Source organism: Hominimerdicola intestinalis, from assembly GCF_054655215.1.
In genome coordinates, this window is record NZ_BAAHNZ010000007.1 from 1 (window position 1) to 12612 (window position 12612).

Genomic DNA, 12612 nt, shown 5'->3' on the forward strand with positions numbered 1-12612 from the left:
TAACAAAGGCAGTAGGTCCTTTCACAGCTGATGACGGTACAGAATCAATGGTTCCCGGAAACTTCATGGGCGCTTTATGTACACAGCCTACTGACGGCAACGGAGGCAACACATGGAATCAGCTTCTTGAATTCGGCGAGGCTGAATGGACTTCAGAATGGGGTTCCTACGAGCTTATGATCCGTCCGGGAATCAAGCCTACCGCTGCATTCGTTGAGTCAAAAGATGCTCAGTTCCTCTCCTTAATGAGATGGGGTATGCCTAATCAGGCTGACTTCTACATAGCTGATATTACATTTGAAGATGAAGACGGAAACGTTATTGAGTGCAACTACGGCAAATAATACATAGCTAAAGTTAAGGCTGTTTCATTAATTGAAACAGCCTTTTTTATACAGGAACAAACAAATGCTATGCAATTATTCTCTTATTTAATCCAAAAAAATAAAGTTAAAAATAAAACAAGGGTACAGAAAGGACACTTCACATAAAGAAGTACCCCTTTAGGCATTTATAAGTATTTGTAATGACGGTTGGATATGATGAATTTGTAGTAAAAGTCACGATTATGTGTTATAATACTTATAATGTTTGGGAGTTTTTGCGTATTGTCAGCTCTCATTAATTTTTATTTTTGAAGCAAGACTCAAGGAGAATGGAAAATGGTTAGCAGATACATAGACGAAGCTATTAAAAGAAAATTATATGCGGAATCAATGGGACGATGTATGAATCCAAGTTGCCAGCGAGAGTTGTTTTGCAAAAATGGAGACATAATTGAAAAGGCTCATATTGATCCCTATTGTGAAACAGCCGACAACTCATTTGAAAATTTAGTTTTACTTTGCCCAAATTGCCATACAGAATTTGATAAAAACCATGCTTTTACACCAGACGAAGTATTGGGATGGAAGGAGAGCAGAAAAAAGGAACTAGAAAGATTTTTCAGCAAAAAACACGAAACATTTGAGGATTTAAAAAAAGAGGTTGCCCCTATACTCCAGGAAAACAAAACAATTTATGAAAGATATTATTTAAATGATAACAAGACTCTGTGGGATAAATTTGAGTACAGAATACTGGTCAATAACAGGAAACTGAAGATGCTGTTTTTAGCAAATTATAGTCTAATTCAACGACATCAAGAGAAATCTTATCCTAATCTGGCATACATTTAATCTTTTTTATTACATGTTGACGAATTTGAAGCAACTCGCACAGAAGAAGAAAAAGCACGAGAAGTTCTTTTTCCAGCAAAAATAAATTCAATGTTTGGAATTGCTCCTGTCGAAGATTTCATTCTTCCCTCCACCGAATTGTTGGAACTCTTAATTGAAAAGTTAAAGGCGCAAGGCAAGTATGAAACTATAGGTATTGGTATTGACCATCCATACATCCAGATGAATGAGGGAGGGCATTCAGTCCAAGTCTTTTTGGATGACACCCCCAGAATGCGGCAGTTGTATTATGATTATAGCTGTTTTATGGGAGCGAAGGTTCGCTTGGAAAGTTTGAATTATGCTTTGAAGTATATTCGTTCAAGAAATGTTAGGTTTAATTTTTTATCTGACAGCAATCTAAGAGAAATCACTATACAAGGTACAAAACTGATTTTTGTTTACGAATATTGCTTGAGTCAATCGGAATTGATACATCTTGCTCCAGAGAAAAACAGTATTGTAGTTAATCTACATAATTGGAATGGAGAGAGCTGCATATCCAGTCAAGCATATATGGAGGCAAAACGAATGAATGTCCGGTTGTTAACTATGGGAGCTTTTTATGGATATATTAATGAAATCATGTAGATTGAATAATGATATTATCGAACGCGTAAGAGAGCATATACTGCCTTTCGATTCTTTCAAGCAAGTATTCTTATTCGGTTCTGCATTAGAGCCAAATACGATTAACAATGACATTGATATATTAATCATCTACTCAGAATACTCAAACGAACTTGGAAATGATTTAATTCTATTTTCAAATGAATTAGAAAAGGAAAGCAGTATATTCATTGATATAACATCACTAAGCGTTGAAGAAGAAAAAGAAATTAAGTTTTTAAATAGGATTCAGCCCCATTGCTTAAAATTAAAATAAATATGCTAATGAAGATTACTTAGCTTTTCTATTTTTACAAATGATTTTGTTATGTCTTACCAAGCACTGAATTGGGTTAGCCAAATTCGCTTGTTAGGGGCTTTTGCCCCTAACAGCCCATAGATTTTTGAAACAACTCGCAGAGTAGATGAAACAGGCACCAGCTAAAGGCGGAAAACGTCTTAGAATGGGCAGGAAGAATGAACAACATTCTGGCGTGTGCAAGGGAGATTGTGAATGAGGAAATCATCTTCGCATAGGCAGATGGGAGGCAGGGTGAAAAATTCCTGCCGCTTTAAACAAGAAACACTAATCAATGTACGACAATTAAATATATCAGTTATCAAAGAGCCAGACGCCGAGACGCAGAACCGATGAACTTGTGAGTAATCACAGTTTGTCGGCTCTTTCTGTTTCGTATAATATAAGTTGGACAAGCCCACCGAATAAAAAAAACGGTGTTTTTGGTGGGCTGTTTCTCTACGCCCAGATTAACAGTTTCCCTCCAGACCCGTTTGAGTTTGGGGGGATTTCCTATGTGTTGGTCAAGTACCACTGCAACGCTGCTTATTAGAAGCAGCAGCTATCTACATAATTTCACGGATTAGTGAGGATAACCTGTTAAAAAAATCCTTGCTTCTGCGTGGCACTCTTATACCCTAAAATCGGATGTCAAATATCTACATAATAGAAATATTAACGCCTATATCCGCATTGGTCTGATGACCTTTGCGGATTTTCTTATGTCGTTTTTTGTCGGGATACAGAACAAGCCTGTTTCTGGCGTGGGCTGTCGTTCCCCACCTCACAATCTGGATTTTCAAAAAAATTCAAATTGGAGGAAAACAAGAATGGCATATAACCACGGACGAGAAGAAAGGAAATGGCGTATCTGGAAAGAAGCCAAAGAAAAGATATTGAGGAACTGCGGTGAGCACCATTGAGGCGATACACGTAAATCAAGGAGCTTGCTCCTGCCATTGTTAATGAGTTTATCGGCTAGATTGGTTTCAAAAAAGCAAGTCATAGACGGCAAAACCGTATATCCAATTAACGATGAATATGAAGCAATGTTTCAAGAATACTTAAAACAGAAATGTTTAAAAAAAGAAAAAACGGCATAGCCACGAATGACTATACCGTAATTTACCAGAGCCACCCTCGTTCACTCACTTCTTTATATGAAGGGTACAGAAATCTGTACCCTTGTTTTATATACTTCGGCGCTAAAGTCCAAGTTTGAAAGAAACTGTTAATTTTTAAACCATTATTGTAAAGGAGGTTTATTTTCTTTTCGAAAAAATAACGCCGATTGCAGACAATAAGATTATTCCCGCTGCCGTAGCCGAAGCTGCTCCGGTGTTGGGGTTGGACGATCCGTTTGCTCCTGAGTTGGCATTGCTCGTTGTATTTGCATTGCTATTAGAGCTTGCGGAATCTGTCTTTGTTGTGCTGCTATTGGAATCGTCGGTTTTACTCGACGAATTATCGGTTTTGGAATCTGTTTTTGATGACGAATCGGCGTCTGTATCAGACGAACTTTCAGAATCCTGTTTTGAATCAGGCTCAGATTCTGAATCCGGCGTTGGCTCTGATGAGGAATCATCCGTCTTTTCAACCAGACCCGCAACAGCCGTTTCAAGCGCTGTTTTAGAGGCTTCGATGTCTGCTTTTGCGGAATCCTCCGGCAGTTCCTTTGCGGCTGTTAAAGCGGCGGTAAGTGCCGCAAAGCTTTCCTCGGTGTAATTGGCTGATTCAATTTTTTCCGCTTCTGCGATTGCTGTTTTCAGTTCGTCATATGCGATTGTTCTGTCGGTTACAGTTTTCAGAACTGTACCTATATCGTCTATAAGCTCTATTTTTGTTACCGCAAATACATAATCGGCAGCCGTTTCCCATGAATATGTGCTTGCAAATATCTTTATGTTGTCACCGAATTTTATTGCAGAGGTCAAAGGAAGATCAACTATACATCCTTTAGCTCCGGTAGTAAACGAACTGTCTGTTCCGGTGAATTTCATATAATTTTCTGCTCCGCTTACTGCTGCATTAATTTCTATTGTACAATAAGGATTGAACGAAACATCTTCTGCACAATTAAAGGTTATCCTTATTTTCGTTGCTCCCGCTGTATTTTCATCAGCGTTAAAGTCCGCTGCTGTTACCTCTTTCCCGCCTGTATAAATTTTTGCAAACGGCTCTCCGGCTTCTTCCTTTGTATCTGTTTTTACTGTCAGTCCATCAATTGCTTTTTGAAGCGCTTCGCTTTCAGCATTATATTCAGACCTCAGTTTATCAGCCGAAGCAGTTTCCTTTGCTGATAAAATCGCTGTCTGCAAAGCTTCCCAGCTTGCTGAGGAATAATTGCTGTTTTCTATTTTTTCAGCAGAAGCTATCAGACTTTCAAGAGCAGCTTTCTGTTCGCTTGCGTCGTTTTTTACAAGAAGATTTCTGAAATCATTCATTTCCTTTGTCATCTGGTCTATTTCTTCCTGTGTTGCAAATATGGTATTTCCTTTTCCCTGAAGCATATTATTAGCTCTTGTATACAAAGCGTTTGCACTTGATAAGCTTGAAGCTGTATAATCGTCTGCGGAAAGCTCAGCATACCAGCTTTCGTAATTCGTTACCGCTTTCAGAAGATTACCCTTTAGAGTCTGAGGAATTTCCTTAACGTCATTTCGAGCCGTTATCAGGGCTTCCACTTCGCTGTCGATTTCTTTTTGCGTCGCCTTATCATTTTTATACAGAGTTTTGGCGTTTTCAAGTTCCTTTTCAAGCAGCGATATATTTACATATTTTGTTTTATCAATGCCAGACAGAAAGCTTTCTATCTCGGTTATTTTAGCTGCCAAAGCTGTTTTATCTGTTTTTTTCACAACGTTAGTCAGCGCTGTTGATAAATCAAGAAGCGCATTATTAATATCGTCCTGTGTTGCAGACCCGTTATTATATACTGTTTTTGCTTTTTCAAGCTCTGTTTCCAGTGCCTCTATATTATTGTACTGAGATTTATCTATTTCTGTCAAATATGTTTCTGCTTCTTGAATTTTACTTTCAAGCGCTGTTTTATTTACTTCGGAATCGTTGCCCTGCCCATATTCCATATTCGGATTAATAATTATATTTCCCGGAAAGTTTACCAAGCTTTCTTTTACTGCTTCATTTTTAACATATGCGACTGCCGTTGTCGGAACATCTTTAAATGTAGACGCAACAGGTGTTTCCGATATTTTAGCAGCATATATTTCTAATTTTTCAAGTGAAGTACAGCCATTTAAACAAAGTGCTTTAAAAGCTATCTCATTATCATTTAATAATACTATTTCTTTAACTGATGAACATTTCGCAAATCCAGTTATATCCACATACGTTTTTGGCACAACAATCTTTGTGAAATATGTATTTTTTTGAAATGTTGACATATTCAATTTACAAACCTTACCATCGTAAGTTTCCGGTAATGTAATTTCAGTTATACCGCCCAATAAATCCTGATAATTATCTACTAAACCCATTAAAATATTATTGCCATTGTTCTCTTTATAAGTAAAAATATGCGAAAAATCTGAACTTAAACATAATCCAGAAATTGAAGTTACAACACCTAACATACTTGCTAAAATGGCACTTAATATACGTTTAAATCTAAAACCCAATTTAATCCCTCCAATTTTTCCTAAAAAAATTGCTATCACCACAAAGGCAATAGCAATTTTTTATTTATTCTGATGTTAAGCAGTTTTTAGTTTCAAATACCGTTAATCGCATTAATTAAAATCTCTCCAGATGATGTAACGGTATTATTGGTCCTATCAAATAAAGCGAATCCATATTGTCCGGTATAACCGTTATCCCAATATGAAGTAACTATATTATATGAGTCAGCTATAATATTCAGGTTTCCAATATAATAAACTCTATAATCATCATTTCCTTTATCAATAGCTCCGTATTCCCCAAGAACAACAGGCATATTCAGCCCGTTTGCAAATGTAGCTATTTTTTGTATCTGACCTTCCATATACTCTGTATCGAAATCCCATTCGTCTGTACCATTTTCATTAAGGGTAAAGTCATACGGATCATAGTAATGAACTGAAAGCATAAGTCTGTTTTCGGTTGTGTCAACAGGTTTTACGAACATACCGCTTACAGTAGCGTCAATATTTGTATTGTAGCCCGGTATAAGCAAACATCTGTCTGAATTTCCGTCAACACCTCTTACTGCCGTTACAAAAGCCTGATTAAGTGCGTTGATATTAGTATAAGCAGATGTAGAAGCCGTATTATTCTGACCGCTTATCATAATTTCGTTCATGCCCTCAAAAATCAAATGCTGGTCGTAACCTGAAAATGTTCCGGCAATCTCAGCCCATACATCAGAGAACTTTGTTTTAACTGCTTCAAATTCAGCTCCGGTTTTGCTTATGTCTATCCACTTGCCCTGAACTCCGTCACTTCCGTCATGATGAATGTTAACGATTACAAAAAGTCCCGCGTCAAGAGCTGCGTCCACTACCTGTTTAACCCTTGCCATATATGCAGTGTCGATAGTGTATGTTCCGTCAGAAGTCTGAATGATCTTATCCATGTAAGACACAGGGATTCTTACGGTATCGAAACCATTTGCCTTAACCAAATCAAACAGCGCCTTGCTTACAGGCACTTTATTATTCCATAAGGTCTCACCGACTGTACCGTCAGAAGTACATTCAAGTGCATTACCCAAGTTCCATGCCTTACCCATCATCGGAACTAACTGCGAAGCAGTTTTATTCATAATGATTTCAGGCACCTGTGAACGATTGTCATAAATTCTTACCTTTGTCACTGTGCAGCCGTCAAAGCATACGTTAAATGATGTAAGCTGTCTGCTTATATCAAAATTATACACCTTTTCGCCTGTTTCCGTAACCGGAACGTAATCTCCCGCAATTTTAGCGTCTCCGCTGTAAAGTTCAGCTTGCTTATAGCTTCCATCTGACGGGATTGATGTATAGTTTGCTGTTACTTCAACTGTCGGATTCAGATAACCGTCCAATGTGAAATTAAACACATAAATGTTATCAGGTCCTGCATAAAGCCATACGTCAGGATCGCTGCTTGTCATAGTTGATTCAGTACCCTTTGTCCAATTTCCTGTGATGACAATATCATCAGGTACTTTATCATAAATTTTGATCTCCGTTACCGTACAAGCGTCAAAGCAAGCATACAGCGAATGACGGGTATCGTCAACTTTAAACGAGTAAGTTACTGTCTTGTTCGCTTCAACTGCCTTATATGTATCGGAATCTACAGGCGTCCATGTTTCCGTTGAAGTATTATAGTTATCAACGTAATACAAAGCGGCTTCTTTATAGCCCTCAGCCTGTGCATTGTAGGTCACTGTAACGTCTACTGTCGGATTGGTAAATCCAAAGGTAGAGAATCCCGACATATATATGTTGTACGCATTAGCGTCAACCTTTATATCGGCATCGCCTGTTACAGTCATAGCAGAAGCTGTTCCCTTTGTCCATGCTCCGGTTATTTCAGCTTCTTTTCCTTGCTTGTCATTTAACTTGACATAATTTAGTTTTACTGATCCTTCTCCGAAATTGTCCGTTATAAGATTAAAGCCGTAAGCGTCTTTTCCTGTATTAAGCGTTGATTCGATTTGTTCCATGCCAACAATACTCGTATAATTCACGCCTAATTCTGGGTCGGTTTGTCCTACCGAGGTAGTAGTCCAGCCTCCCCATTCCGTATCAAATGCTATCAGACCGAATGTTGCGGACGGTGTTTCCGGTATGGAAAGATACTCATAGTTAAGCTCTATTGAGCCGTAGCCTTCGTAATTTTCCTTTAGAAACGTACTGATCGTTGTACCCTGATTATACGTTCCGTTAATATTCATGTCCTTTTCTGCCGATACGCTTCCCGACGCACTGAGAGCCATTGTTACAGTCAGCGCAGCAGCAGACAGCATTGATAATAGTCTTTTTTTGAACATTCCATGCTCCTTTCACTATTGAGCCATTTTCTTATATAATAAATTCCGGAATTATTATCAATAAATTTAATTGACTTTAGCACTTTGTTATTCAATATTCTATTGTCAAGCTTCAAATAGTTAAATAAAATTAACATTTTATTTTTCCTCAACAAATATTTATATGTTAAGATTTTTGTTGTGAAAAAATCGAATTAACCATACACTAAATCGTTTTACGAAAAACCTGAACAGGCATAGAACAGCGCTAACACGCCAATCGTTTGACGTATTTGCGCTTTAATTTTTCACTCGAATGCACATAAGTATTGAGTGTGATTTTTACATCTGAATGTCCTAAAAGTTCGCTCAGAGTTTTAATATCAAACTGCTTTTCCACGCACATTGTAGCGTAGGTATGGCGCAAAGCATGAAAAGATATATCGCTGATCTTGCAGTTATTAAGTATTCTTTTAAACTTATGCTGTAAGGTTCTTGGCTCGGTAGGTTTTATTCTATTTGACAATACGAAAATGTCCGGCTTCTGCCTGAACTTTTTCAGCATTTCGATGATAAATAACGGTATGTAAACCGCCCTAACAGAGCTGTCCGTCTTTGGCGTATCTATGGAAATAACGGTCTTACCGTTACCTAAAGAAATACGCTGAACGGTTTTGCAGACTGTAAGGCAGCCTCGTCTAAAATCAATGTCTTTCCATTGCAGACCGCAAAGCTCTCCTACCCGTAATCCTGTGTAAAGGCAAAGCAGAATGCAGATATTAGTCAGATTCTGATTGCTTAAAAGGTACTTTTCAAGTTTTCTTCTTTCTCTGTCTGAAAGCGTTTTTGTTTCGGGCTTTTTTATTCTTGGCATAGTTATACCGTCGCAGATATTTTTCAGTCCATATTCAAGCTGAGCAAACTTAGCGATCGCTCTTAATGCCTTGATAATATCTCTTGTCATGCTTACCGACAGACCGCCTTTTCCGTCCTTTCTGCCGGATTCCGCAAGTTTAGATATGTATTTATTGATGTCGCTTTTATCAAGCGATTCATACTTCAAATTTCCTAACGCCGGAATAATATGATCGTTTAAAAGTCTGCTGTAATTAGCATATGTAGACGGTTTAACGGTCATTTTTTTATCCGCCAGCCATTGCTCGCCAAGGTACTTTATTGTCATGTTTTTCTTTCCTATAAGCCCAAACATAGTTTTTTCTCCTTTTGTCGAATTGTAAGTTTTTACACCTATTACAAAAATCGACAGTAAATTTGTGCAAATTGCACAGTTATAACTTGTCTAATTTTGGTATATTAACAGTTTACAATTTTAAATTAATATGTTATACTATAAGCAGTTAAATAAAATCAATAAAAAACCATAAAACGATTTATTTTACGACATCTTTCGACGGGTATCTTTCCAGATACTCGCTTTTTTATTTCCTTATTTTTAACTGTATTTTAATTATATATCAACGGGCTGGGTTTTTCAAGGGAAAATTATTTTAATATAAAGAAATACCGCTTGTATAGAAACAAGCGGTATTTCAATTAGTAGACATATAAAGAGAACATATATATTTTATCATTATAAGATAATTTTGTAAATGGGCATAATTACCAATATTGTCTGATTATTTTTATTTATTTCTACATAGCAGAACTTCCTCCAATATGAACATAGCAAAAATAACTCTGACAATTAACTATTAATTTCAATTCATAATGATTATCTATAGATATAAAATAAGGAATAACTTCGGCTCCACTGGAGCCGAAGTTATACCCTTACATTATAATTATTAGAATTTCAATAAATCCTTGTTTATTATTAGTTCCCTATTAACATCATAGGCAACTCCAATATCAGTTGCTATACCTGCTAATCCTAAATAATGTGGTTTTTCTATTATCTTATTGTGATACTCATCTTCTATAATATTCCAGTATGCGCTGTAGAATCCATATGTAGTAGTTATATTAACATTGTCTAAATGTCCAACATTATAGAAAAATCCTTTTGTCCAATATAAACGAGTGACAACTAATGGTGGAATTAAAAGTTCATTATAATCCGGCACAAAATTAATTTTGTCCAATGAATTTGTCTTATTCTTAAAGAGCATAATGACATACCAGTTATATTCCTCATCACTTTTTAAGTCGTCTTTTACTACAAGACCGTAAAAGTATATTCCTTCTCTTGGTGAAAAAACGAATATATCACCTTTCTCAGCTAATTTCCTTGTTCTTTTTATGACCTTTAACTGGTATTTTTCTTTAAATACCTTATAATCATCAAAAGCTTCTGATAAATCATCTAATTCCCTTTTTATTTCTTCCGGCTGACTTTCATACCGTTTTTTCCATTCCAACGATATTATATTTTCTTTCTGAAACATACTTTTCCTACCTTCTGTGTTTACTAATATAAAACCTTTATTCTCAAGGATTTCGGAGAATTTTATTAAAGCTCTGTGAGCTGCAATAACCACTTATAAAATTGTGGTTTTCAAACTGGGATTTTACTATTTCATTTTTTCCTGACACTCACTACATTCTCTGTCGTGAATAGAAATGATGCCACCGCATTTAAGGCAAGTATATTTTGCTTTCTGCTGTTTCATAAAACACTTTAACCCTTGCTCTTGAACAAAACAACTATTTTTCATAAGGCTTGCTTGATACCGCTTGTTATAGCTTTTTTCAAGGTTTTTAATCAGCTTGCATGGATATTCGGAACATTCAAAACAGTAGGACAGAGATTTTTCTTTGATACAATCCTTTATTTTGCACTTACGACAATGCTCCGGTTTCCCGTTATCGCTGTTCAAGCAACCAGAACACGGCTTTTTGTGATAACAGTGTTTATAGCAAACCTTACAATTCATTCCGCAAGGGGCAAACATATTCGTATCAATATTTTCTTCCGGCATTTTCATAATCATTTACCCCTTTCTGGAAATCAATATTATTAAATTCCGTTTTATCAAATACGCCAAAGACGACCAAATCAATTAATAAGACTTACAGCGTTTCACGCACCGCACGCAGTGCAGCGGCAAACTCATCAGGCTGTTCGTGCATTGGATTATGTCCTGCTCCTGAAATCACAGTGATCGTTTTCAGGGGAGCCTCAATGGTATCATAATATGCCCGGCCGAGGGAAGTGGGTGCGATGGTGTCCGCCTCCCCGAGAATGTAGTGGACCGGAGCCTGATAATGTGGTGTGATCTCGGCAAGATCAAAGGAAAGCAGTTGCAGGTCAAGCATATAATTAACCTTCATGACCTGCATCAGGCTGACAAGATCGCTCCACCGAAAGGAGGGGCTGTGCCGCAGAATCTTGAGCAGTTCACCTGTGCTGGAGCCGGAAACCGAACCGTTATCGTAGGCTGCCTGTATTTTGCGCATTTTGGGCAGCAGCTTAAGCAGCAATTCCGGATCATCGGGAGGATAATCGCCCATTTGTTCCAATGTCTGTATATGCTTTTGGTTTTCGGTTCTCCTTGCCATGTCCAATACTTCCCGGTAAGCAGTCCGTTCGTTTTCCCTCATGCTGATTACCTGCCCAACACCAATGTAGGACAAAACATTTTCGGGATGCCGCAGCACATACAAACTGCCCAGCACGCTGCCCCAGGAGTGGCCCAGGAGGACAACCTTGTCGGTACGATATTTTTGCTGCAGATATCCAATGATGCCGTGTAGGTCCTCCAGCATCTGATCAATTGTTTTCGGCAAACCGTTCTTCTTGTTTCTGCGGAGTGTTTTACCGGCTCCACGCTGATCCCAGTGTACATGGGTAAACAGGTTTCCCCACGCCTTATCCAGTTCATAGGCAAATAGCGATTCAATGCTGCCCGGTCCCCCGTGAAGATATAATAAAATGGGAGCGTCCGGCGCTTTGGGGTAGTGCAGCAGAAAATGTTCAATGCCATTCACTGCAACATATTCTTCTTCAAATTTACTCATAGTAAACTCCTTTTCCCAGCAAATTGATCGCTGAATATTTTACATTTCTCCTTCAAATTCAAATCTCCAGCTCGATAAACTGGAATTTAATTGTTCAGCAATTTTGTTAAATCTTCAATAGAAGCGTCCATTTTTACAGATACTTCTTCCATAGTCATACCGGAAGCAAGAAAACGATTTATCACCATTTTCATATCTTCTCCAACCTCTATGATATGTCCGTCTAAATCATAAAATCTAATGACGCGCTGACCCCACTCATGCTCAACAACATTCCCAAGATACTCGATGTTCGGGTATTTTTTCAGCTTATTTAAGAAACCGTCAAAGTCCTGTGCTTCGAAGCATACTTCAATATTGTTAGATTTTTTCATTATGCTTTCCTTCGGTAAATTAACCAGCCAATTAAAGTCTTGCTGCAAAGACAAACCACAAGTAAAAGATATATTGATTCCATAATCCTGGTATAATTCCAGTCCGAATAAATCCTCATAAAATTTTCTGGCAGTATTGATGTCTGCTACCGATAATACTATACAAGTATGTTTCATGTA

General features: G+C 37.5%; 10 protein-coding genes and 3 pseudogenes. 6 read left to right on the top strand and 7 right to left on the bottom strand.

Annotation, left to right across the window (positions count from 1 at the left end):
- The 6 genes and pseudogenes from ACYQ0H_RS07465 to ACYQ0H_RS07490 form a co-directional block, all read left to right on the top strand.
- Window positions 1-344 (top strand): annotated as a pseudogene (locus tag ACYQ0H_RS07465) (hypothetical protein); the annotation flags it as partial.
- 318 nt (window positions 345-662) lie between these two features.
- Window positions 663-1178: an HNH endonuclease signature motif containing protein gene (locus ACYQ0H_RS07470; RefSeq protein ID WP_459812214.1), complete on the top strand. Its 516-nt coding sequence runs from the start codon at window positions 663-665 to the stop codon at window positions 1176-1178.
- Window positions 1179-1268: 90 nt separating this feature from the next.
- On the top strand, window positions 1269-1808 hold the full coding sequence (locus ACYQ0H_RS07475) for a hypothetical protein (RefSeq protein ID WP_459812215.1): 540 nt from the start codon (window positions 1269-1271) through the stop codon (window positions 1806-1808).
- Window positions 1783-2103 (top strand): nucleotidyltransferase domain-containing protein, encoded by a 321-nt coding sequence (locus tag ACYQ0H_RS07480; RefSeq protein WP_459812216.1) that lies wholly within the window; start codon window positions 1783-1785, stop codon window positions 2101-2103. Before ACYQ0H_RS07475 ends, ACYQ0H_RS07480 begins: the two co-directional genes overlap by 26 nt.
- A 161-nt stretch (window positions 2104-2264) precedes the next feature.
- Window positions 2265-2363, top strand: a pseudogene (locus ACYQ0H_RS07485) (TnpV protein); the annotation flags it as partial.
- A gap of 37 nt (window positions 2364-2400) precedes the next feature.
- Window positions 2401-2481, top strand: a pseudogene (locus ACYQ0H_RS07490) (cysteine-rich KTR domain-containing protein); the annotation flags it as partial.
- A 905-nt stretch (window positions 2482-3386) separates the two neighbouring features.
- On the opposite strand, the gene ACYQ0H_RS07495 reads toward ACYQ0H_RS07490, so the two are convergent.
- The 7 genes from ACYQ0H_RS07495 to ACYQ0H_RS07525 form a co-directional block, all read right to left on the bottom strand.
- On the bottom strand, window positions 3387-5528 hold the full coding sequence (locus tag ACYQ0H_RS07495; protein ID WP_459812217.1) for a hypothetical protein: 2142 nt from the start codon (window positions 5526-5528) through the stop codon (window positions 3387-3389).
- 326 nt (window positions 5529-5854) lie between these two features.
- Complete coding sequence (locus tag ACYQ0H_RS07500) at window positions 5855-8101, bottom strand: glycoside hydrolase family 5 protein (RefSeq protein ID WP_459812218.1); 2247 nt, start codon at window positions 8099-8101, stop codon at window positions 5855-5857.
- Window positions 8102-8348: 247 nt separating this feature from the next.
- Complete coding sequence (locus ACYQ0H_RS07505; protein WP_459812219.1) at window positions 8349-9290, bottom strand: tyrosine-type recombinase/integrase; 942 nt, start codon at window positions 9288-9290, stop codon at window positions 8349-8351.
- Window positions 9291-9885: 595 nt separating this feature from the next.
- Window positions 9886-10485: an Imm26 family immunity protein gene (locus ACYQ0H_RS07510; protein ID WP_459812220.1), complete on the bottom strand. Its 600-nt coding sequence runs from the start codon at window positions 10483-10485 to the stop codon at window positions 9886-9888.
- Window positions 10486-10611: 126 nt separating this feature from the next.
- The gene (locus ACYQ0H_RS07515; protein WP_459812221.1) at window positions 10612-11025 is read right to left on the bottom strand and encodes a DUF3795 domain-containing protein; all 414 of its coding nucleotides are present in this window, start codon (window positions 11023-11025) and stop codon (window positions 10612-10614) included.
- Window positions 11026-11110: 85 nt separating this feature from the next.
- A complete protein-coding gene (locus ACYQ0H_RS07520) occupies window positions 11111-12058 on the bottom strand; it encodes an alpha/beta fold hydrolase (RefSeq protein WP_459812222.1) in 948 nt (315 codons plus the stop codon).
- Window positions 12059-12144: 86 nt separating this feature from the next.
- Window positions 12145-12609, bottom strand: coding sequence for a VOC family protein (locus ACYQ0H_RS07525; RefSeq protein WP_459812223.1), 465 nt, complete (start codon window positions 12607-12609; stop codon window positions 12145-12147).
- Window positions 12610-12612: the final 3 nt, after the last annotated feature.